General features: G+C 74.7%; 22 protein-coding genes. 11 read left to right on the plus strand and 11 right to left on the minus strand.

Annotation, left to right across the window (positions count from 1 at the left end):
* Positions 1 to 12: 12 nt before the first annotated feature.
* Both AH6_RS08265 and AH6_RS08270 read right to left on the minus strand, forming a co-directional pair.
* Positions 13 to 882, minus strand: coding sequence for a Cgl0159 family (beta/alpha)8-fold protein (locus AH6_RS08265; protein ID WP_067476244.1), 870 nt, complete (start codon positions 880 to 882; stop codon positions 13 to 15).
* A gap of 62 nt (positions 883 to 944) precedes the next feature.
* Complete coding sequence (locus AH6_RS08270) at positions 945 to 1,541, minus strand: TerD family protein (protein WP_083982429.1); 597 nt, start codon at positions 1,539 to 1,541, stop codon at positions 945 to 947.
* Positions 1,542 to 1,587: 46 nt separating this feature from the next.
* On the opposite strand from AH6_RS08270, the gene AH6_RS08275 reads away from it, so the two are divergent.
* The 7 genes from AH6_RS08275 (at position 1,588) to paaE (ending at position 7,905) form a co-directional block, all read left to right on the plus strand.
* Positions 1,588 to 2,190, plus strand: a complete 603-nt coding sequence (locus tag AH6_RS08275; protein WP_067476249.1) for a TetR/AcrR family transcriptional regulator — start codon at positions 1,588 to 1,590, stop codon at positions 2,188 to 2,190.
* A gap of 97 nt (positions 2,191 to 2,287) precedes the next feature.
* Entirely contained in the window at positions 2,288 to 4,297 is a 2,010-nt protein-coding gene (gene paaZ / locus AH6_RS08280; protein ID WP_067476252.1) for a phenylacetic acid degradation bifunctional protein PaaZ, read from the plus strand.
* The gene (gene paaA / locus AH6_RS08285; RefSeq protein WP_067476255.1) at positions 4,294 to 5,214 is read left to right on the plus strand and encodes a 1,2-phenylacetyl-CoA epoxidase subunit PaaA; all 921 of its coding nucleotides are present in this window, start codon (positions 4,294 to 4,296) and stop codon (positions 5,212 to 5,214) included. The genes paaZ and paaA overlap by 4 nt, the downstream gene beginning before the upstream one ends.
* Positions 5,211 to 5,489, plus strand: a complete 279-nt coding sequence (gene paaB / locus AH6_RS08290; RefSeq protein WP_157431340.1) for a 1,2-phenylacetyl-CoA epoxidase subunit PaaB — start codon at positions 5,211 to 5,213, stop codon at positions 5,487 to 5,489. Before paaA ends, paaB begins: the two co-directional genes overlap by 4 nt.
* Before the next feature lies 1 nt (position 5,490).
* On the plus strand, positions 5,491 to 6,315 hold the full coding sequence (gene paaC / locus AH6_RS08295) for a 1,2-phenylacetyl-CoA epoxidase subunit PaaC (RefSeq protein WP_067476268.1): 825 nt from the start codon (positions 5,491 to 5,493) through the stop codon (positions 6,313 to 6,315).
* Positions 6,309 to 6,821, plus strand: a complete 513-nt coding sequence (gene paaD / locus AH6_RS08300; RefSeq protein WP_067476270.1) for a 1,2-phenylacetyl-CoA epoxidase subunit PaaD — start codon at positions 6,309 to 6,311, stop codon at positions 6,819 to 6,821. The genes paaC and paaD overlap by 7 nt, the downstream gene beginning before the upstream one ends.
* Position 6,822: 1 nt before the next feature.
* On the plus strand, positions 6,823 to 7,905 hold the full coding sequence (paaE, locus tag AH6_RS08305; protein ID WP_067476271.1) for a 1,2-phenylacetyl-CoA epoxidase subunit PaaE: 1,083 nt from the start codon (positions 6,823 to 6,825) through the stop codon (positions 7,903 to 7,905).
* Positions 7,906 to 7,919: 14 nt separating this feature from the next.
* On the opposite strand, the gene AH6_RS08310 is transcribed toward paaE, so the two are convergent.
* Complete coding sequence (locus tag AH6_RS08310) at positions 7,920 to 8,399, minus strand: Lrp/AsnC family transcriptional regulator (protein ID WP_067476272.1); 480 nt, start codon at positions 8,397 to 8,399, stop codon at positions 7,920 to 7,922.
* A gap of 135 nt (positions 8,400 to 8,534) precedes the next feature.
* Between AH6_RS08310 and pdhA the strand changes: the two genes are divergently transcribed.
* Genes pdhA through AH6_RS08325 form a run of 3 tightly spaced genes read left to right on the plus strand, consistent with a single transcriptional unit; the run spans position 8,535 to position 12,018 of the window.
* The gene (gene pdhA, locus AH6_RS08315; RefSeq protein WP_067476275.1) at positions 8,535 to 9,647 is read left to right on the plus strand and encodes a pyruvate dehydrogenase (acetyl-transferring) E1 component subunit alpha; all 1,113 of its coding nucleotides are present in this window, start codon (positions 8,535 to 8,537) and stop codon (positions 9,645 to 9,647) included.
* A 2-nt stretch (positions 9,648 to 9,649) separates the two neighbouring features.
* The gene (locus AH6_RS08320; protein WP_067476282.1) at positions 9,650 to 10,669 is read left to right on the plus strand and encodes an alpha-ketoacid dehydrogenase subunit beta; all 1,020 of its coding nucleotides are present in this window, start codon (positions 9,650 to 9,652) and stop codon (positions 10,667 to 10,669) included.
* Entirely contained in the window at positions 10,666 to 12,018 is a 1,353-nt protein-coding gene (locus AH6_RS08325; RefSeq protein WP_067476285.1) for a dihydrolipoamide acetyltransferase family protein, read from the plus strand. Before AH6_RS08320 ends, AH6_RS08325 begins: the two co-directional genes overlap by 4 nt.
* Before the next feature lie 52 nt (positions 12,019 to 12,070).
* Here AH6_RS08325 and AH6_RS08330 read toward each other — a convergent pair whose 3' ends face one another.
* On the minus strand, positions 12,071 to 12,406 hold the full coding sequence (locus AH6_RS08330) for a cupin domain-containing protein (RefSeq protein WP_067476287.1): 336 nt from the start codon (positions 12,404 to 12,406) through the stop codon (positions 12,071 to 12,073).
* A gap of 106 nt (positions 12,407 to 12,512) precedes the next feature.
* Positions 12,513 to 12,989 carry an adenylyltransferase/cytidyltransferase family protein gene (locus tag AH6_RS08335; RefSeq protein ID WP_067476289.1) on the minus strand — a complete coding sequence of 159 codons (477 nt, stop codon included), beginning with the start codon at positions 12,987 to 12,989 and terminating at the stop codon, positions 12,513 to 12,515.
* A gap of 265 nt (positions 12,990 to 13,254) precedes the next feature.
* Here AH6_RS08335 and AH6_RS08340 point away from each other — a divergent pair, with 265 nt between their 5' ends.
* Positions 13,255 to 14,835, plus strand: coding sequence for a Na+/H+ antiporter (locus AH6_RS08340; RefSeq protein WP_067476292.1), 1,581 nt, complete (start codon positions 13,255 to 13,257; stop codon positions 14,833 to 14,835).
* A gap of 202 nt (positions 14,836 to 15,037) precedes the next feature.
* Here AH6_RS08340 and AH6_RS08345 read toward each other — a convergent pair whose 3' ends face one another.
* The 6 genes from AH6_RS08345 to AH6_RS08370 all read right to left on the minus strand — a co-directional run bounded on the left by AH6_RS08345 (position 15,038) and on the right by AH6_RS08370 (position 20,263).
* On the minus strand, positions 15,038 to 15,889 hold the full coding sequence (locus AH6_RS08345; RefSeq protein WP_083982433.1) for a DUF72 domain-containing protein: 852 nt from the start codon (positions 15,887 to 15,889) through the stop codon (positions 15,038 to 15,040).
* Between the two features lie 21 nt (positions 15,890 to 15,910).
* Positions 15,911 to 16,507 carry an HDIG domain-containing metalloprotein gene (locus AH6_RS08350; protein ID WP_067476296.1) on the minus strand — a complete coding sequence of 199 codons (597 nt, stop codon included), beginning with the start codon at positions 16,505 to 16,507 and terminating at the stop codon, positions 15,911 to 15,913.
* Positions 16,508 to 16,549: 42 nt separating this feature from the next.
* Positions 16,550 to 17,431: a M56 family metallopeptidase gene (locus AH6_RS08355; RefSeq protein ID WP_067476299.1), complete on the minus strand. Its 882-nt coding sequence runs from the start codon at positions 17,429 to 17,431 to the stop codon at positions 16,550 to 16,552.
* Positions 17,428 to 17,802 (minus strand): BlaI/MecI/CopY family transcriptional regulator, encoded by a 375-nt coding sequence (locus AH6_RS08360; protein ID WP_083982435.1) that lies wholly within the window; start codon positions 17,800 to 17,802, stop codon positions 17,428 to 17,430. Before AH6_RS08360 ends, AH6_RS08355 begins: the two co-directional genes overlap by 4 nt.
* A 62-nt stretch (positions 17,803 to 17,864) precedes the next feature.
* Positions 17,865 to 18,902 carry a CNNM domain-containing protein gene (locus AH6_RS08365; protein WP_067476305.1) on the minus strand — a complete coding sequence of 346 codons (1,038 nt, stop codon included), beginning with the start codon at positions 18,900 to 18,902 and terminating at the stop codon, positions 17,865 to 17,867.
* Positions 18,899 to 20,263 carry a hemolysin family protein gene (locus AH6_RS08370; RefSeq protein ID WP_067476310.1) on the minus strand — a complete coding sequence of 455 codons (1,365 nt, stop codon included), beginning with the start codon at positions 20,261 to 20,263 and terminating at the stop codon, positions 18,899 to 18,901. Before AH6_RS08370 ends, AH6_RS08365 begins: the two co-directional genes overlap by 4 nt.
* Positions 20,264 to 20,359 lie beyond the last annotated feature (96 nt).

The raw sequence follows: 20,359 nt of genomic DNA on the forward strand, positions 1-20,359 counted from the left end.
GCGGTGGACCGCCTACAGCAGGGCGACGGCGCGGTCCACCGCGTTCGCCACGTCGCCGCCGGGCGGGTAGAGCAGGGAACGGCCCACCACCAGCCCCCGCACCTGCGGGGAGTCCAGGGCCTTGGCCCAGGAGGCGAAGGCGGCGTCAGTGTCGGAAACCTCGCCGCCCAGCAGCAGGACCGGCAGCGTGGTGGCGGCGAGGACGCGCTCCATCCCCGCCACGACCGGCAGTTTCAGCCACGTGTAGGCCGAGGTGCGGCCGAGGCCGGAGGCGACCGCGACCGAGCGGACCACCGCCTCGGCCGACAGGTCGTTGCGCAGCCGCCCGTCCTCCCAGGCCGCCCAGAACGGCTCGACCAGCGCGGTCAGCCCCCGGTCGGCCAGCTCGTTGACCGCCTGCGCCGCGCCCGCCAGCGTGAAGGCGGTGTCGGCGTCCTCCGGCACGATCCGCAACAACATCTTGCCGCCGTCGAACCGCATCCCGGCCACGGCCTGGGCGTCGTAGCCGGTGAAGCGGTCGTCGGCCTCGAAGGCGGACCCGGCGAGGCCGCCCCGGTTCATCGACCCGAACACCGCCTTGCCCTCCAGCGCGCCGAGCAGCAGCAGGTCCTCCAGCACGTCGGCGGTGCCGAGCACGCCGGTGACGCCGGGCCGCTCCAGCGCCACGCACAACCGGCGCAGCAGCTCGCCCCGGTCGGCCATGGCGAGCGGGTCGCCGCCCACCGCCAGCGCGCCCCGGGCCGGGTGGTCCGCCGCGATGATCATGGCGCGGCCGTGGTCGCCCAGCACCGACACCGCCCGCGACCGGCGGGCGGCCGCCGCCGCGACCGCGCCGGGGTCCACCGCGCGGGCGTCGATGATCTGCCGCAGTCGATCGAACACCGCTCACCTCACCGTCTCGGCCGGAACGCCGCCTTCCACCATGCCACCGGCGGGCCCGCCGGTCAGGTCCGGACGGTGACCCCGTGCCGGTGGGCGATGCCGTGCAGGTCGGTGGTGCAGTCCTGGCCCAGGGCGCGGAACCGCCAGCCTCCGGCGCGCCGGTACAGCTCGGCGATGACCACCGAGCTGCGGGCGGGGAGGTCCTCCTCCAGTTCGTAACGGGCCAGATCCTCGCCGTCGGATTCGTCGTCGGATTCCAGGGAGACCTGGACGTAGGGGCCCTGCGCGTCGCCGACCGAGCGGCACGGGCCGGACGGCACCTGGGCGGTGGCGGCGAACCGCACCCCCGCCGCCTCGGCGGGCAGCAGCGCCAGGTCGATCGTGAACCCGGTGCCGTCCGGGTCCGCCAGCCGGACCGCGCCGTCGGCGCTCTCCCGCCGCCCGGCGTGCACGAAGGACCGGTCCGACAGGGCCCGGCCCTGCTCGTCGACCACCAGCGCGCCGACCGCGAGGTCCGGGCCGCGCCGCCGTCCCAGGCGGACCGCCAGCCTCCCCTCCCCGGCGGCCGGGGGGAGCGGCACGCTGCCGCCTCGATGCAAGTGAAACGCCATGCGGGCTCCTCCGGGGGGACGTGCGCCGTCGATCATACGGACGCGCATGATCGCCCGGTCGTTCCCACCGGCCCGGCGCTGGGATACTCGGGGCGTGCCAGCCAAACAGCCGGTCCGCCGCGGCCGCCCCGGATACGACCTGGACACGCTGCTGTCGGTCGCGGTCCAACTGTTCAACGAGCGCGGCTACGAGGCCGCCAGCATGGAGGCGCTGGCGCAGCGGCTGGGCATCACCAAGTCGGCGATCTACTACCACGTGCCGAGCAAGGAGGGCCTGCTCGAACTGGCGGTGGACCGGGCGCTGGACGGCCTGTTCGAGGCCGCCGACCGCGCCGCCGAACTGGACGGCCCGGCCATCGACCGGCTGGAGTCCCTGGTGCGCGCCAGCGTCCGGGTCCTGGCCGAGCGGCTGCCGTTCGTCACCCTGCTGCTGCGGGTGCGGGGCAACACCGAGGTGGAGCGCGCGGCCCTGGAGCGCCGCCGCGAGTTCGACCACCTGGTGGCCGCGCTGATGGCGCGCGCCGCCGAGGAGGGCGACCTGCACCCCGACATCGACCCGGCGATCGGGGCGCGGTTGTTGTTCGGCACCGTCAACTCGCTGATCGAGTGGTACCGGCCCGGCGGCGGCATCGACGCCGAGGCGCTGGCCGCGATGGTCTGCACCGCCGCCTTCGAGGGCCTGCGCCACCGCCCCTGACCCACTCCCGGCCGCCGGCCGACCCCTTTTCAGCCGGGCCGCCCCGTGTTAGCGTTTTCTACCGAACGGACGGTCAGTAATTCGGGAGGTCCAGCCCATGAGCCCGTTGCGCAGCTACCTGGCGGGGGCCTGGCACACCCCCTCCGACCAGGGTGTTCCGCTCCACGACGCGGTCACCGGCGCGGAGGTCGCCCGGTTCTCGGCCGAGGGCGCCGACTACGCCGCCGCCCTGGCGTACGGCCGCCGCCACGGCGCGGCCCTCCGGGAGCTGACCTTCCACCAGCGCGCCGCGCTGCTGAAGGCCCTGGCCTCCCACCTGCGCGAGCACCGCGAGGAGCTGTACGCGCTGTCGGCGCACACCGGCGCGACGCGCGCGGACTCCCGCATCGACGTGGACGGCGGCCTCGGCACCCTGCTGGCCTACTCCAGCAAGGGCCGCCGCGAGCTGCCCAACGCCACCCTGTACGTGGACGGCGAGGTCGAGCCGTTGGGCAGGACCGGCGCGTTCCTCGGCCGCCACGTGCACACCCCGCTGCACGGCGTCGCGGTGCAGATCAACGCCTTCAACTTCCCCGTCTGGGGCCCGCTGGAGAAGCTCGCCCCGGCGTTCGTCGCGGGCCTGCCGTCGCTGATCAAGCCCGCGCCGCAGACCGCCTACCTGACCGCGCGGCTGGTCGAGCTGATCGTGGAGTCCGGCATCCTGCCCGAGGGCGCGGTCCAGCTCGCCTGCGCCGACCCCGGCGACCTGCTGGATCACCTCACCGAGCAGGACGTGTTGTCGTTCACCGGCTCGGCCGACACCGCCCGCCGCCTGCGCGCCCACCCGCGCCTGCTGGAGCGCGCGGTGCGCTTCAACGCCGAGGCCGACTCGCTCAACTGCGCGATCCTCGGCCCCGACGGCGACCTCGACCTGTACGTGAACGAGCTGGTCACCGAGATGACCGTCAAGGCGGGCCAGAAGTGCACCGCGATCCGCCGCGCGTTCGTGCCGCGCGACCGGCTGGACGAGGTCACCGAGGCCGTCCGGGCGAGGCTGGCGGACGTGGTGGTCGGCGACCCGGCCGCCGAGGGCGTGCGGATGGGCCCGCTGGTCAGCCGCCAGCAGCGCGAGGAGGTCCGCCGCTCGCTCAAGGCGCTGGGCGGCGAGGTCCTGTTCGGCGACCCCGACCGCGTCGAGGCCGTCGGAGCCGACGCCGAGCTGGGCGCGTTCGTGTCGCCGGTGCTGCTGCTGGGCGACCCCGAGCGTCCCGAACCGCACGAGGTCGAGGCGTTCGGCCCGGTCAGCACCCTGATGCCGTACGACTCCGCCGAGCAGGTCGTGGACTACGCCGCGCGCGGCCAGGGCAGCCTGGTCGGCTCGGTGGTCACCGAGGACCCGGCGTTCGCCCGCGAGGTCGTGCTCGGCGCGGCCCCCTGGCACGGCCGCCTGCTGGTGCTGGACCGCACCGCCGCCAAGGAGTCCACCGGGCACGGCTCGCCGATGCCCGCGCTGGTGCACGGCGGCCCCGGACGCGCCGGAGGCGGCGAGGAACTGGGCGGCGTCCGCGCGATCCTGCACCTGATGCAGCGCACCGCCGTCCAGGGCTCCCCGGCGACCCTCACCGCCGTCACCGGCCGCTGGACGCCCGGGGCCGACCGCACCGACGACGGCGTGCACCCGTTCCGCAAGTCCTTGGCCGAGCTGAAGATCGGCGACTCGGTCACCGCCGGGCCGCGCCCGGTCACCCTGGCCGACGTCGAGCACTTCGCCGAGTTCACCGGCGACACCTTCTACGCCCACATGGACGAGGAGGCCGCCGCCGCCAACCCGCTGTTCGGCGGCCGCGTCGCGCACGGCTACCTGGTGGTGTCGTTCGCCGCCGGGCTGTTCGTCTCGCCCGAGCCCGGCCCGGTGCTGGCCAACTACGGGCTGGAGAACCTGCGCTTCCTCACCCCCGTCAAGCCCGGCGACGAGCTGACGGTCACCCTCACCGCCAAGCAGGTCAACCCGCGCGAGAACGCCGACTACGGCGAGGTGCGCTGGGACACCGACGTCGTCAACCAGGACGGCGCGTCGGTCGCCAAGTACGACGTGCTGACGCTGGTGGCGAAGGAGACCCCGCGATGAGCCCGAGCGCCTTCGAGGACGTCATCGCCCGCGACCAGCGCATCGAGCCGCGCGACGAGATGCCCGACGCCTACCGCAAGACGATGGTCCGCCAGATCGCCCAGCACGCCCACTCCGAGATCATCGGCATGCAGCCCGAGGGCTACTGGATCACCCGCGCGCCCTCGTTGCGCCGCAAGGCGATCCTGCTGGCCAAGGTGCAGGACGAGGCGGGCCACGGCCTGTACCTGTACGCCGCCGCCGAGACGCTGGGCGTGGACCGCGCCGACCTGACCCAGCGCCTGATCGACGGCCGCCAGAAGTACTCCTCGATCTTCAACTACCCGACGTTGTCCTACGCCGACGTCGGCGTCATCGGCTGGCTGGTGGACGGCGCGGCGATCTGCAACCAGGTCCCGCTGTGCCGCAGCTCCTACGGCCCCTACGCCCGCGCGATGATCCGCGTCTGCAAGGAGGAGTCCTTCCACCAGCGGCAGGGCTACGAGCTGCTGATGACGATGGTGCGCGGCACCGCCGCCCAGCGCGCGGCCGTGCAGGACGCGGTGGACCGCTGGTGGTGGCCGTCGCTGATGATGTTCGGCCCGCCCGACGCCGACTCGCCCAACACCGCCCGCTCGATGGCCTGGAAGATCAAGCGGCACACCAACGACGAGCTGCGGCAGCGCTTCGTGGACATGACCGTCCCGCAGGCCGAGTTCCTCGGCGTCACCCTGCCCGACCCCGAGCTGCGCTGGAACGCCGGGCGCGGCCACCACGACTTCGGCACGCCCGACTGGGACGAGCTGAAGCGCGTCATCTCCGGCGACGGCCCGTGCAACGCCGAGCGCGTCGCCAACCGCCGCCGCGCGCACGAGGAGGGCGCGTGGGTCCGCGAGGCCGCGACCGCCCACGCGCGCAAGAAGGGAGCCGCCGCGTGAGCTGGCCGCTGTACGAGGTCTTCGTCCGGGGCAAGCGGGGCCTCAACCACGTGCACGTCGGGTCGCTGCACGCCCCCGACGACGAGACCGCCCTGCACAACGCGCGCGACCTGTACACGCGCCGCAACGAGGGCGTGAGCATCTGGGTGGTGCGCTCGGAGCACCTGGTCGCCTCCAGCCCGGACGAGAAGGACGCCTTCTTCGAGCCCAGCGGCGACAAGGTCTACCGGCACCCCACCTTCTACGACATCCCCGACGACGTACCGCACATCTAATATGAACGACGACGACAACGTGTACGCCGCGCTGACCGAGGACAACGACGCCCGCTGGGCCTTCGGCACCGGGTTCAGCGACCCGCTGGCCGGGGTCGAGATGGCCCCGGCGGGCGAGGACCTGGCGGCCTACTGCCTGATGCTGGGCGACGACGCGCTGATCATGTCGCAGCGGCTCCAGGAGTGGGTGGCCCGCGCCCCCGAGCTGGAGGACGAGGTCGCGCTCGCCAACATCGGCCTGGACCTGCTCGGCCAGGCCCGCGTGCTGCTGGCCCGCACCGGCCGCGACGAGGACGACCTCGCCTACCGGCGCGCGGCGGCGGAGTTCCGCAACGTGCGGCTGGCCGAGCTGCCCAACGGCGACTTCGCGCACCTGGTCGTCCGGCTGCTGGTCTTCTCCACCTGGCGGCTGGCGCTGCTGGACCGGCTCGCCGCCTCCGCCGACCCGACGCTGGCCGCGATCGCCGCCAAGGGCGTCAAGGAGGTCGCCTACCACCGCGACTACGCGGCCCGCTGGACGGTCCGGCTGGGCGACGGCACCGACGAGTCCCACCGGCGGATGCGCCGCGCCCTGGACGAGCTGTGGCCCTACGTCCCCGAGCTGTTCGTGGCCGATCCCGTCGAGTCGGAGCCCTTCGCCGTCGATCCGGCCTCGCTGCGCGATGAGTTCGACCAGGTCATCGCCCACGTCCTCGAAACAGCGACTCTTCCTATCCCCGACGTCGCAGGCGACCCGGCCCCACGCGGCACGCACACCTCCGCGCTGGAGCCGCTGCTGGAGGAGATGCAGAGCGTCGCGCGCGCCTTCCCGGAGGCGACATGGTGATCGACGAAAGGAAGGGCAGGCCGAGCGCGCGGGCGGTCGCCGAGACCGTCACCGACCCCGAGTTGCCCCAGCTCACCCTGGCCGACCTCGGCGTGCTGCGCGAGGTCGCCGAGGACGGCGGCCGGGTCACGGTGTCGATCACCCCGACCTACAGCGGCTGCCCGGCCCTGGACACCATGCGCGACGACCTGGTGCACCGCCTCGACGCCGCCGGGTACGCCGACGTCGAGGTGCGCATCGTGCTGCACCCGGCGTGGAGCACCGACGACATCACCGAGGCCGGGCGGCGCAAGCTCGCCGCTGCCGGCATCGCCCCACCCGGCCCCGCGCCCCGCCGGGGGAGCGGCCCCGTCCCGCTGACGCTGGGACCCACCCGGCGCGCCCGCTGCCCGCGCTGCGGCTCGCCCGACACCCGCGAGCAGTCGCCGTTCGGGTCCACCGCCTGCAAGGCGCTGCGCCGCTGCGACGCCTGCGGCGAGCCGTTCGAGCACCTCAAGGAGATCTGAGATGACGCTCGCGACGACCCCACCGGCGCAGACGCCCGAGCACCGCCGCTTCCACCGGCTGCGAGTGAGCCGCGTGGAGCGCCTGTGCGACGACGCGGTCGCCGTCACCTTCGACGTGCCCGACGAGCTGACGGGCCTGTACGCCTTCCAGCCCGGCAAGTCCCTGGCGCTGCGCCGCTTCGTGGACGGCCGCGAGGAGCGCCGCTCCTACTCCATCTGCGCCCCGGCGGGCGCGCGCCCGCGCGTCGGGGTCCGCGAGGTGCCCGGAGGGCTGCTGTCGTCGTGGCTGGTGCACGAGGTGCGGCCGGGCGACGAGATCGAGGTGCAGCCGCCCAGCGGTTCGTTCACCGGCGACCTGCTGCCCGGCGAGCGCCACGTGATGATCGCGGCCGGGTCGGGCATCACGCCGATCCTGTCGCTGGCGGCGTCCGCGCTGGCCGCCGGGTCGCACGTCACGCTGTTCTACGGCAACCGCCGCAGCGGCACCGTGATGTTCGCCGACGAGCTGGCCGACCTGAAGGACCGCCACCCGGCCCGCTTCGAGCTGGTGCACGTGTTGTCGCGCGAGCCCCGCGAGGCCGAGCTGTTCTCCGGCCGCCTGGACGCCGAGCGGCTGGCGGCGCTGCTGCCGCCGCTGGTGCCGGTCGGCGAGGTGGACCACTGGTGGTTGTGCGGCCCGCACGGCATGGTCACCGGGGCCCGCGAGGCGCTGAAGGGCTTCGACGTCCCCGACGAGCGCGTCCACCAGGAGCTGTTCTACGTCGGCGAGACCGAGCGCCACGTCGAGGAACCGGTGCCCGCCGGGCCGGGCAGCGCCGTGACGGTCGTGCTCGACAGCCGCACCACCACCCTGGAGCTGCCCGCCGGGACCACCGTGCTGGACGGGGCCCAGCGGGTGCGGCCCGACCTGCCGTTCGCCTGCAAGGGCGGCGTCTGCGGCACCTGTCGCGCCAAGGTCACCGCGGGCGAGGTCACGATGCGCCGCAACTTCGCGCTCGACCCCGCCGAGACCGACGCCGGGTTCGTGCTGACCTGCCAGGCGCTGCCGGTCACCGACGCGGTGACCGTGGACTACGACGCCTGACGGGGGCCCCGCGCTCACATCGGCGGCATCTCGCCGGGCGTCCACTCGCCCGCCAGCTCGCCCGGCGACTCGTCGAAGATCAGCAGCGTGCGGGTGCTGCGCACGCCCGGGATCGCGTGCAGGTCGTACAGCACCAGCTCGCGCAGGGCGGCCTGGTCGGGCACCCGCACCAGCGCGATCACGTCGAAGTCGCCGCCGGTCAGCGCGAAGTGGTGGATGGCGGGCAGCCGCCGCAACTGCTCGCGCACCTCGCGCCAGGAGTTCTGCTCGATCTTGAGCGTCAGGTAGGCCGAGGTCGCCAGCCCGACCTGCGCCGGGTCCAGCCGCGCCGAGAAGCCCTTGACGACGCCCTCGCGCAGCAGCCGGTCGAGGCGGCTGTAGGCGTTGGCGCGCGAGACGCGCACCCGCTCGGCCAGCGCGCGGATCGACATGCGGCCGTCGCGCAGCAGCGCGCCGACGATGGCGCGGTCGATGTCGTCCAGCGTCGCGGCCATCCGTCTCGCGGGCCGCCGCTCGAACGCCTCCGGCGCGTCCGTTCGTCCGGCGGACGGGTCGCTAACAGCCATTTCGTCTCATGATTTCTCCAGCTATGGACGGACTGGTCCCGGCGAAAGCAATGTAGTGGACATATGGCCGATTCTAGGAGGGTGGCCGTGGCGGCAAAGAAGCCGGGTGCGGATCTGCTTCCCGATCGCGAACCCCTGCGGTTCATCGACGCGGACGGACGGCCCGTCAAACCGGGCAAGAGCGGGGGCGCGGCCATGCCCGCCCCCGAACGGCTGCTGGACGCCCACCGCGCGCTGGTGGTGGGCCGCCGGTTCGACCGGCAGGCCACCAGCCTGGTCAAGCAGGGACGGCTGGCGGTGTACCCGTCGGCGCACGGGCAGGAGGCGAGCGAGGTCGGCGCGATCCTCGGCCTGCGCGACACCGACTGGATCTTCCCGACCTACCGGGACAGCGTCGCGCTGGTCACGCGCGGCATCGACCCCGTCGAGGTGCTGACGCTGCTGCGCGGCGACTGGCACTGCGGCTACGACCCGGTCGCGCACCGCACCGCACCGCAGTGCACGCCGCTGGCCACGCAGGCCCCGCACGCCGTCGGCGTCGGCCACGCCGCGCGCCTCAAGGGCGAGGACACCGTCGTTCTGGCCTTCCTGGGCGACGGCGCGACCAGCGAGGGCGACTTCCACGAGGCGATGAACTTCGCGGCGGTGTTCAAGTCGCCGGTGATCTTCTTCGTGCAGAACAACAAGTACGCGATCTCGGTGCCGCTGGCCCGGCAGACCGCCGCGCCGTCGCTGGCGCACAAGGCGGTCGGCTACGGGATGCCGGGCGTCAGCGTGGACGGCAACGACGTGGCCGCCGTCATGGCGGCGGTGACGCGGGCCGCCGACCGCGCCCGCAAGGGCAAGGGCCCGACGCTCATCGAGGCCCACACCTACCGCATCGAGGCCCACACCAACGCCGACGACGCCACCCGCTATCGCGCCGACGACGAGGTGGCAGAGTGGCGGCGGCGCGACCCGGTGGACCGGCTGACCGCCTACCTGCGCGAGGCCGGGCTGCTGGACGACGCGCGCGCCGCCGCCGTCGCCGAGGAGGCCGAGCGCGTCGCCGCCGACCTGCGCGACCGCATCGACGACCAGCGCCCGCCCGCCCCGGCGGAGCTGTTCGCGCACGTCTACGCCGAGCCCACCGCGCAGCTGCGCGAGCAGGCCGCCCTGATCGCCGAGGAGGTGTGACGATGCCCGCCACGAAGTCCGCCACGAAGTCCGCCGAGAAGTCCGCCGAGACGTCGATGGCCCAGGCGCTCAACGCCGCGCTGGCCGACGCCCTGGCCGAGGACCCGCGCGTGGTGGTGTTCGGCGAGGACGTGGGGCCGCTCGGCGGCGTCTTCCGCGTCACCGACGGCCTGACCGCCAAGTTCGGCGAGGACCGCTGCTTCGACACCCCGCTCGCGGAGTCCGGCATCGTGGGCCTCGCCGTCGGCATGGCCATGAACGGGCTGCGCCCGGTGGTCGAGATGCAGTTCGACGCCTTCGCCTACCCGGCGTTCGAGCAGATCGTCAGCCACGTCGCCAAGATGCGCAACCGCACCCGGGGCACGATCGGCCTGCCGATGGTCATCCGCGTGCCCTACGGCGGCGGCATCGGCGGCGTCGAGCACCACTGCGACTCCTCCGAGGCGTACTACGCCCACACCCCCGGGCTGACCGTGGTCGCCCCCGCGACCGTCGCCGACGCCTACGCGCTGTTGCGCGAGGCGATCGAGCACCCCGACCCGGTGGTGTTCCTGGAGCCCAAGCGCCTGTACTGGGCCAAGGAGGAGGTGCGCCTGCCCGCGCGCGGCGAGCCGTTCGGCCGCGCCGCCGTCCGCCGCGCCGGGGCCGACGCCACCCTCATCGCCTACGGGCCCACCGTCCCGGTGGCGCTCGCGGCGGCGCAGGAGGCCGTCGCCGAGGGCTGGGACCTGGAGGTCGTGGACCTGCGCACGCTGGTGCCGTTCGACGACGCCACCGTCACCGCCAGCGTCATGAAGACCGGCCGCGCCGTCGTGGTGTCGGAGGCGCAGGGCTTCGCCGGGGTCGCCGCCGAGATCGCCGCCCGCGTGGGGGAGCGCTGCTTCCACGCGCTGGAGGCCCCGGTCCGCCGCGTCACCGGCCTGGACATCCCCTACCCGCCGCCCAAGCTGGAGCACCACCACCTGCCGTCGGTGGACCGGGTGCTCGACGCGGTGGCCGATCTCCAGTGGGAGGACGCGTGAGCGCCCGCACCTTCGCCCTGCCCGACCTCGGCGAGGGCCTGACCGAGGCCGAGGTCGTCCGCTGGCTGGTCGCGGCGGGCGACACCGTCGCGGTGGACCAGGCCGTCGTCGAGGTCGAGACCGCCAAGGCGACCGTGGAGGTCCCCACGCCCTACGGCGGCGTCGTGACCGAGCTGAGCGCCGCCGAGGGCGAGGTCGTGGACGTCGGCGCGGCCCTGCTGGTCGTGGACGACGCGCCCGCCGAGTCCGCTCCGGACGCGCCCGAGGCGCGCCGCTACGTGGAGGAGGAGCGGGCCGGGTCGGGCAACGTCCTGGTCGGCTACGGGACCGCCGAGCCCGTCCGGCGCGGCAGGCGGCGCCCCGCCCGCCGGAGCGCGGCACCCGCCGCAGCGTCCACCACCGTGCCCGCCGGATCGTCCGGCAACGCGTCCGGCACGACGCGGCCGCTGGTCATCTCGCCGGTCGTGCGCCGCCTGGCCCGCGACCACGGGGTGGACCTCACCCGGCTCACCGGGAGCGCGGCCGGGGGAGTCATCACCCGCGCCGACGTCGAGCAGGCCATCAAGAGCGGCGAGAAGACCGCCCCGGCGGCTCCGGAGACGGTCCCGGCAGCCCCCGCCGTGGCCCCCGCTGTGGCCCCCGAGCCGTCCCTCCCCGCCCCCGTCCGCGAGCGCGTCCCGCTGCGCGGGGCGCGGCAGGCCGCCGCCGAGGTGTTCTCCCGCAGCCGCCGCGAGATCCCCGAGGCCACCACCTGGGTCGACGTGGACGCCACCGACCTGGTCGCGCTCCGCGAGCAGCTCAACGCGCGGCGCCCGGACCGCCCGATCGGCCTGCTGGCGCTGCTGGCCCGGTTCACGGTCGCGGGCCTGACCCGCCACCCGGAGCTGAACAGCCGCGTGACCGGCGCGGAGATCGTCCGGTTCGACGGCGTCAACCTCGGCCTGGCCGCCCAGACCGACCGCGGCCTGGTGGTCCCGGTCGTCCGCGACGCGCACCGGCTGAGCGCCCGCGAGCTGCACGGCGAGATCGCGCGGCTGACGGCGGCGGCGCGCGAGGGCGGGCTGACGGCCGCCGACCTCACCGGCGGCACCTTCACGCTCAACAACTACGGCGTGTTCGGCGTGGACGGCTCGGCCCCGATCATCAACCACCCCGAGGCCGCCATCCTCGGCGTGGGCCGGATCGTCGACCGGCCCTGGGTGGTGGACGGCGAGGTCGTGCCGCGCAAGGTGACGCAGCTGTCGCTGGCGTTCGACCACCGGGTCTGCGACGGCGGCCCGGCCGCCGCGTTCCTGCGGTTCGTCGCCGACTGCGTCGAGCACCCGCACGACGCGCTCGCCGACCTGTGACACCGGGGCCGCCCCGGCCCGGCACGCCGGGCCGGGGCGATCCCGGCGAAGGTCAGTGCAGCCGCTTGGCGACGGTCAGGAAGACCGCCGAGTCCTCCAGCGCCTCCAGCGTGTGGGACGCCTCGGGCACCACCAGCAGGTCGCCGGTGACGCCCTCCCAGGACTCGTCCGCCGTGGCCATCCGGACCCGCCCCGCCAGCACGTGCAGCGTCGCCTCGCCCGGCCCCACGTGCTCGTCCAGGCCGGAGCCCGCGCGCAGCGCGATCAGCGTCTGGCGCAGCACGTGCTCGTGGCCGCCGTACACGGTGGTCGCCGACCGGCCGCTGGAGGCGGCTCGGGCGAGGGCGAGGTGCTCGCGCGCCGCCGCGGTCAAAGACTGTTTGTTCACCGGTCTCCCTCGCATGTCCGAGATCGTCAACTCCGAGTAGATCTTCCCGCCCGGAGGCGGTTCCCACCGGCCCGCCGGGCAAAGACTGCGTTTCGCGGCGGACCGGTCAGCGCTCCCCGGCCAGCGCCTCCAGCAGCGCGGTGGTGGAGCGCGCCTCGGTCAGGCCCAGCTCCCACGCCTCGGCGTCCAGCGCCGCCGCGCCGCGCCGCTTGGCCTCGGTGTGCGGGTCGCCGACGGTGTAGGCCAGCGCCACCGGCTCCAGCGGCCGCAACAACTCGACGTAGTCGGCCCATCCGGCGGTCCCGGGCGGCCCGGAGATCACGAAGACCCCGCTCACCGGGCGCAGCGCCGCCATCGTCTCGGCGCGCTCGGCGGCCGGGTTGACCGGCCGCTCCGGGCCCTTCCAGGCCCGCACCCGCGCGTCGTCCTCGATCCCCACCACGACGGGGAAGCCCCGGGCCGCGGCCGCCGACAGGAACCGCACGTGCCCCACGTGCAGCACGTCGAACACCCCGGTGATCACGACCGGCCGCCCGGCCGGGCGCGGCCCCGCCCAGGCGGCCGTGAGCCTCTGATCCTCCACCGTGGCCTGCCCCCTCGCTGCGCCGTGCTCGCTGCGTCGCGCTCGTTGTGCCGTGTTCCTCAGGGTTCACGGTAGCCCCGGCGGCCACCGCCCCGGACCGGCGGGGGCGGTGCTCGGGCGAAGGCCGACAAACCATGATCGATGTCTCCCCGCCGCGCACGGAATCGCGCCGGGATCGCGCCGGGCTGGTGTGGCGCGCCGAACGCGGGCGGCCGCCGCCAGCACACTGGACCACGACCGGGGCGCGAGGACGTGGGGGACGGCCGTGGACCAGCTGGTGTTGATCTTCCTGGTGCTGCTGGCCACGATCGTGGCCGAGCCGCTGGGCGAGCGCGTCGGGTTGCCCCCGGCGGTGCTGCTGACGGTGTTCGGCTGCGTGCTGGCGCTGATCCCGGCGGTCCCGCTGGTGCACATCGCGCCCGACCTGATCCTGCCGCTGGTGTTGCCGCCGCTGCTGTACGCGGCGGCGCGGCGCACCTCCTGGCAGCAGTTCGCCGAGAGCTGGGGCCCGATCACCATGCGGGCGGTGGGGCTGGTCCTGGCCACCGCCGCCGCGGTGGCGGCGGTCTTCCACGCCTGGTACCCCGGGCTGCCGCTCGCGGCGGCCGTCGCGCTCGGCGCGCTGGTCGCCCCGCCCGACCCGGTCGCCGCGACCGCGCTGGCCGGGCGGCTCGGGCTGCCGCGCCGCCTGGTGTCGGTGCTGGAGGGCGAGGGGCTGTTCAACGACGTCACCGCGCTGGTCGTCTACGGGGTGGCGGTGCAGGCGGCGGTCACGGGCCGGTTCTCCACGCTGGACGCGCTGGGGGAGTTCGTGCTGTCGGCCGTCGTCGCGGTCGCGGTGGGCCTCGGCCTCGGCTGGGCGGGCAGCCGCCTGATGGAGTGGCTGGGGGACGCCACGCTGAAGGTCGCGCTGACGCTGCTGCTGCCGTTCGCCGCGTTCGGCCTGGCCGAGGCGTGGGACGGCTCGGCGGTGCTCGCGGTGCTGGTGTGCGCGCTGTACCTCACCGACGCGGTCACCCGCTCCGACGACACCGAGTACCGGCTGGTCGGCGAGTCCTTCTGGGAGATCATCGAGATGCTGGTCAGCGGCTTCGCGTTCGGGCTGATCGGCCTGGAACTCGGCACGGTGCTGGAGGCGGTCGGCCCGGACTGGGGCCGCCTGGTCTCGGGCGCGGCGGTGGTGATCGCCGTGGTGGTGGGGCTGCGGCTGGTGTGGCTGCTGGCCACCTGGTTGCTGTTCACCCGCTGGCGCGCCCGCCACCGGGGCGACGAGCCCACCACCTGGCGCGAGACGCTGGTGACCTGGTGGGCCGGGATGCGCGGGGTCGCGACGGTCGCGCTGGCGCTGGCGATCCCGCTGACCACCGACGACGGCTCGGCCTTCCCCGGCCGCCCCGAGATCCTGTTCACCGCGTTCGCGGTCGTGCTGTTCACCCTGCTGCTCCAGGGCCCGACGCTGCCCCTGGTCGTCCGGCTGACCGGCGTGCACGCCGACACCGAGCGGGAACGGACGCTGGAGCGGGAGCTCTGGACCCGCGTGCTGCGCGCCGAGCTGGCGCGGCTGAAGGAGCTCGCCGCGACCGAGGACCTGCCGGAGGAGTACTACGAGCGGCTGCGCGCGAAGTTCGTGGAGCGGCTGTCCCGCGCCGACCCGGAGGCCGCCGACGAGGACGCCCGCGCCACCGCGCGGCGCGACGCGGAGCTGATCGGGCAGATCCGGACCGTCCAGGAGGAGGTGCTGGCCGCCGGACGCCGCGCGGCCCTGGCGGCGCGGCGCGAGCCGGGCATGCCGCCGGACCTGGTGGACCGGGTCATGCGCCGCCTGGACCTGCGCTCGGCGTCCTAGCCATCCGCCGGACGGGTCGCCGGAGGGCTAGGGCCTGTCTCAAAGACCTCAGCCACCGCGCGAGTGACTAACTGGCCCGGCGGGGCAAAGCCGAAGGCGAGCCCCGCCGGGACAGATCGCGAAGCGATGTGGCACTCGCCAAGGCACGGTCAGGGGGCGAGCCGCCAGGCGAGTCCCCTGGGCCGGGACTTTGAAACACTGCCTAGAAGAGCGCGGGCGGCTCGGCCGGGATCGGCTCGGGCAGCGGCTCGACGCCCGGCACCACGGCCCGCACCTCGTCGTGGAAGCGCCGCGCGAGCGGCAGGGCCTCGGCGTTGTCGGGCGTGTGGACGAACACCGTCGGCGTCCGGCCCTCCCGCAACCACCCGGCGACCGTGTCCACCCAGAACCGCCAGCCCTCCACGGTGCGGTCCACGTCGTCGCGGCCCAGGTAGCGGACGACGGGCCGGTCGGTGAGGGCGCGGGACCGGCGCGGCACCCGCGGCTTCTTCAGCCAGGCGTCCCGCTCGGCGTCGCTGGTCGGCGGCGTCCGGAACAGCGTGACGGTATCGAACGGCACCCACTCGGCCCCGACGCCGCCCAAAACCTGCTCCAGCCGCGCGGCGGCGCGCGCGTCCTCGAAGAACGCCCGGTGCCGCACCTCGACGGCGTACCGGTACTCGCGCGGCAGCCGGTGCAGGAACGCCGCCAGCGCGCCCAGGTCCGCCGGCCCGAACGAGCCCGGCAGTTGCGCCCAGAGCGTGTCGGCGCGCGGCCCGAGCGGCTCGATGGCCGTCAGGAACGCGCCGAGCTCCTGGTCGGCTCCCGCCAGCCGCCGCTCGTGCGTGATCGTCTTGGGCAGTTTGAGCAGGAAGCGGAAGTCCGGGCCGGTCTGCTCGGCCCACGACTCCACCGTGGCGCGCGCCGGTGTGGCGTAGAAGGTGGTGTTGCCCTCCACCGCGTCGCACCAGGAGGCGTAGGCCCGCAACCGCTCCCGGGGCGGGAGCGGGTGGGGGAGGAACCGCCCCTGCCATGGCGCGTGCGTCCACATCGCACATCCCACATGAAGCCGCATGTCCCCGACGTTAGCGGAGGCTCAGACCAGGGCGTGCCCGTAGGCGTCCATGAGGGGGCCGAGGTCGGGCGCGCCGAAGCGGTCGATCATCGCGGTGAACCGCGCCGCCTTGTCGTCGCCGAAGCGCCGCACGTTGGCGGTGTAGGTGGGGGCGGACACGAAGGTCGGCGGCCGCGACTTGCTGTGGAACTTGTCGGCGTACATGACGAGCTCCTCCTCGCCGGTCTCCGCCAGGTAGTCGGTGGGCGGGAGCGGCAGGCCCTGCCGCTCGACGTCCTCGCGGGTCACGCCCACGCCGGTGTGGTGGGAGCAGAACCGGCAGATCCCCTCGGGCAGGCCCGCCTCGCGCAGCAGGTCGTGGCCCAGCACGCCGTGGCGAATGTACTGGCCGTGCTCGATCTCGCCGGACGGCCCGTACAACCGGTAGACGCCGATGTCGTGCAGCAGGGCACCGGCGCGGACGAGTTCCGCGTCGAGCCCGAGGTCACGGGCGGCCATGAGCTGTTCGGCCACCTCGCAGACGATCCGGCAGTGCGTGTGGACGAGGTCGAACGCCTCCTCCGTGGGCGCGTGCTTCTCGTGCAGGGCACGGATCTCTTCGTCGCTCGGAATCCGCATGGACCAGACTCTACCCACCCAAGATCGCAGAGTGCGGGGCCGTCACAGGACGGGCAGGCCGAGGGCGTGGTCGAGCTGCCAGGCCAGCGCGGCGAGCGCCGCGGCGGCGAGGCCCGCCCCGGTCAGCGACAGCGGGCCGCTGATGGTGTTCTTGCCGGGCGCGGCGGTCAGCAGGGCCTCCACCCGCTGGACGACGCCCGAGCCGGTGAAGGCGGGCAGGATCGTCGGCCCCGGGCCCGCCGCCGACTGCCGCAGCGCGACGTGGGCGATGGTGCGGGCGACCAGGGCGCGGTCGCCGACGGCCTCGGCGGCGTCCTCGTCGGCCCAGCGCTCCAGGGTGAAGCGCAGCCGGGCGTTCAGCGGCCGCAGCGGCGGGACGATCCCGGCGGCCAGCGCGCCCAGCGCGAGGTAGCGGTGGTGACGGTGCCGCAGGTGCGACGCCTCGTGCTGGAACACCACCCCGAGCTGCCGCCGGTCCAGGGCGTCCAGCAGGCCGCGCGAGACGATGACGCCGCCGCGCCGCCCCGGCACCGCGACCACCAGCGGCGCGGCGGAGTCGACGACGCCGCGCGCTGCGCGCTGCGCGCCGCGCACCTCGCCCGTCCAGCGCACCGACAGCCGCCCGGCGGTGGCGGCGGCGAGCCCGGCCAGGACCAGCGCGGGGACGCCGAGGCCCGCGTGCACCGGCTGGTCGTCGCCGAACAGCGCCCACTCGGGCAGCCGGTCGGCCGCCGCCGGGAACAGCGTGGCCGCGTAGTTGAGGCCGATGAACACCAGCGTGCCGAGCACGCTGGCGACGGCGGCCGCGGCGGCGGTCGCCAGCAGCCGCGCCGACCAGGCCGGGTGCAGCGGCAGCGGCGTCGCGCCGAGGAGCAGGCCGAGGGTGAGGGCCAGGGCGGCGGGCAGGAACGTCAGCCAGATCACGGGTGGTCCTCGGGAGACGGGCGGGACTCCTCCAGCAGCGCGCGCAGCGCCTCCTCCTCGTCGGGGGAGAGGTTGCGCACGAACCGGCTCAGCACGCCGGAGGGGTCGCTGGCGTGCCGCAGGTGGTCGTGCATCCGGTCGGCGACCAGGCCCGACTCGTCCACTGCCAGCCGGTACAGGTAGTGGCGGCCCGCGCGGACCCGGGTGACCAGGTGCTTGGCGTGCAGCCGGAACAGGATGGTGTTGACGGTGGTGTGGGCGGGCTCGCCGGGGATGCGGGCGCGCAGGTCGGCGGTGCTGGCGGGGCCGTCGGCCGCCGCCAGCGCGGCCAGCACCTCGGCTTCGAGCTGCCCCAGGGGTCGTCGCGGCACGGGCGCCCACCTCCAAGATCTGTCCATATGCGCCGATCGTCCAGCGCAGCGTAGTGCCACGCTCAGCCGGTCGGGACCTGCCCGGGACCCGCCGCCGGGCCCGCCGAGGGGAACAGCCGCCGCAACATGTCGCTGACGGTGACCACGCCCAGCACGGCGTCGCCCTCGGTGACCAGGACGAGCTGGGTGCCGATCTCGCGCATCCGGGTCAGCGCCGCGTAGACCGGCGTCTCGGCCGGGACGAGGTGGACCGGCCGCGTCAGGTCGGCGATGCCGAAGGTCTCCGGCTCGGTCAGGGTGTCGCGCACGTGGACCATCCGCCAGTCGGCGCCCGGCCCGGTCACCAGGATGCGCAGGTGCCCGGAGGCGGTGCTCGCGGCCTGGACGTCGGCCACGGTGGCGTCCGGCGCGACCGCGACCGGCTCGGCGTCCGGGCGGACCAGGTCGCCGATCCGGAGCGTCTGGAGGTCCAGCGCCTCCGACAGCTGCGCGGAGTACCCCGCGTCCAGCGCGCCGACGTTGGCCGAGTGCTCGACCAGGTGCCGCAGCGTGTCGGGGTCCTGGCCGGACTCCACCTGGCCGGTGCTCTCGACGCCGACCGCGCGCAGGCACCGGTCGGCGGCCCGGTTGAGCAGGCGCAGCAGCGGCCGCGTCAGCCACAGGAAGCCGCGCATGGGCAGCGCCAGCAGCGTCGCCGACCGCTCGGGGTGGGCGATCGCCCACGACTTGGGCGCCATCTCCCCGATGACCAGGTGCAGGAACGTCACGATGACCAGCGCCAGCACGAACCCGGCGGCGTCGGCCAGCCACGCGGGCGCGCCCCAGGACGCGAGCGCGGGGGTGAGCCAGTGGTGCACGGCCGGCTTGGTGATCGCGCCCAGCGCCAGCGTGCAGATCGTGATGCCGAGCTGCGCCCCGGCCAGCAGCAGCGTCAGCTCCGAGGCGCTGCGCAGCGCCGCCCGCGCCGAGCGGCTGGCCGGCGCGGCGTCCTCCAGCCGGTGCCGCTTGGCGGCGATCAGCGCGAACTCGACCGCGACGAAGAACGCGCTCGCCGCGATGATCACGACGGTGACGGCCAGGACCGCCCAGGGGTTGCTCATCGCTGCTCCTCCCCGGAGCCGTCGGCGACGATCCGGAGCCGGACCGAGGCGGGCACGTGGTCCTCCACGTCCAGCACCGTCATCCGCGCCCTCCGGACCGGCGGGTCGTCACCGTGGGCGAGGTCGGCGGGATCGGCGGGCAGTTCGACCTCCACCTCGGCGCCCTTCTCCGGCAGCGCGCCGCAGGCGGCGATCACCAGCCCGGCCAGGGTCTCGTAGTCCCCGGCGGGCAGCCGGTGGTCGATGGTGCGCTCCACCTCGTCCAGCGGCAGGCCGCCGGGGATGATCCAGCCCTCCCCGGCGGCGGTGGCGGCGGGCCCGGCGGCCTCGTCGTGCTCGTCGGTGATCTCGCCGACCAGCTCCTCGGCCAGGTCCTCCAGCGTCACCACCCCGGCGAAGCCGCCGAACTCGTCGATGACGCAGGCGAGCTGGACGCGGTCGGCGGCCAGCCGCTCCAGCGCGGTGGGCAGCGCCATCAGCGTCGGCACCAGCACCGGCGGGCGCATGATCTCCGTCACCGGCCGGTCGCGGCCGGCGGCGGCCAGCACGTCGGCCAGGCGCACGACCCCGGCGACGCGCCCGGCGGCGTCCAGGACGGGGTAGCGCGAGTGGCCTGCGCTCATCGCCTGCCGCACCTCGGCGATCGTGGCGGTGTCGGGCACGGTGTCCACCCGGGCCCGGGGGATCATGGCGTGCTCCACGTCGCGGCTCGGGAAGTCCAGGATGCGGTCCAGCAACATCGACAGGTCCGGCGGCAGGTCGCCGCTGCGCCGCGAGTCGGCCACGATGTGCGCCAGGTCGCGCTCGGTGGCGGCGTGCTCCACGTCGTGCACCGGCTCGATGCGCAGCAGCCGCAGCAGCAGGTTGGACGACATGTCGAACACCTTGACCAGCGGGCCGAACACCTTCAGGTACAGCAGCGTGGACCGCGCCAGGCGGCGCGCCACCGGCTCGGGCCGCGCGATCGCCAGGTTCTTGGGGAACAGCTCGCCGAACACCATCTGCACCAGCGTGGACAGCGCCAGCGCCAGCACCGTCCCGGCGGCGACCCCGGCGGCCTCCGACAACCCGGCGCCGTCGAGCGCGTGGCCGAGGGCGCGGCCGATCAGCGGCTCGGCGACGTAGCCGACCAGCAGCCCGGTCACGGTGATGCCGAGCTGGGCGCCCGACAACATGAACGAGGTGCGCCGCGTCACCGACAGCGCGAGCCCGGCGGCCCGGTCGCCGGACGCGGCGCGCGCGTTCAGCCGCGACCGGTCCACGGCCATGTAGGCGAACTCCTGGGCGACGAAGTAGCCGGTCAACGCGGTGATCAGCAGCACCACCACGACGCCGAGCAGCAGCGACAGGACGATGCTCAACGGTGGCCCGCCTCGGGCCGGGCGGAGCGGCGACGATGGTCCATGGCCACATATTACGGTTGTAGTACTTGCCCGCGCCCCGGTGCCCCCGGCACA

This window comes from Actinomadura hibisca NBRC 15177, assembly GCF_001552635.1.
GTDB classification, from domain to species: domain Bacteria; phylum Actinomycetota; class Actinomycetes; order Streptosporangiales; family Streptosporangiaceae; genus Spirillospora; species Spirillospora hibisca.

Bases quoted from the DNA above. Each gene is read 5' to 3' on its own strand.
- AH6_RS08270 (WP_083982429.1), bottom strand. From the start codon at position 1,541: ATGCGCGTCCGTATGATCGACGGCGCACGTCCCCCCGGAGGAGCCCGC.
- paaZ (WP_067476252.1), top strand. From the start codon at position 2,288: ATGAGCCCGTTGCGCAGCTACCTGGCGGGGGCCTGGCACACCCCCTCC.
- paaA (WP_067476255.1), top strand. From the start codon at position 4,294: ATGAGCCCGAGCGCCTTCGAGGACGTCATCGCCCGCGACCAGCGCATC.
- paaC (WP_067476268.1), top strand. From the start codon at position 5,491: ATGAACGACGACGACAACGTGTACGCCGCGCTGACCGAGGACAACGAC.
- paaD (WP_067476270.1), top strand. From the start codon at position 6,309: ATGGTGATCGACGAAAGGAAGGGCAGGCCGAGCGCGCGGGCGGTCGCC.
- paaE (WP_067476271.1), top strand. From the start codon at position 6,823: ATGACGCTCGCGACGACCCCACCGGCGCAGACGCCCGAGCACCGCCGC.
- AH6_RS08310 (WP_067476272.1), bottom strand. From the start codon at position 8,399: ATGGCCGCGACGCTGGACGACATCGACCGCGCCATCGTCGGCGCGCTG.
- pdhA (WP_067476275.1), top strand. From the start codon at position 8,535: ATGGCCGATTCTAGGAGGGTGGCCGTGGCGGCAAAGAAGCCGGGTGCG.
- AH6_RS08320 (WP_067476282.1), top strand. From the start codon at position 9,650: ATGCCCGCCACGAAGTCCGCCACGAAGTCCGCCGAGAAGTCCGCCGAG.
- AH6_RS08345 (WP_083982433.1), bottom strand. From the start codon at position 15,889: ATGCGGCTTCATGTGGGATGTGCGATGTGGACGCACGCGCCATGGCAG.
- AH6_RS08350 (WP_067476296.1), bottom strand. From the start codon at position 16,507: ATGCGGATTCCGAGCGACGAAGAGATCCGTGCCCTGCACGAGAAGCAC.
- AH6_RS08365 (WP_067476305.1), bottom strand. From the start codon at position 18,902: ATGAGCAACCCCTGGGCGGTCCTGGCCGTCACCGTCGTGATCATCGCG.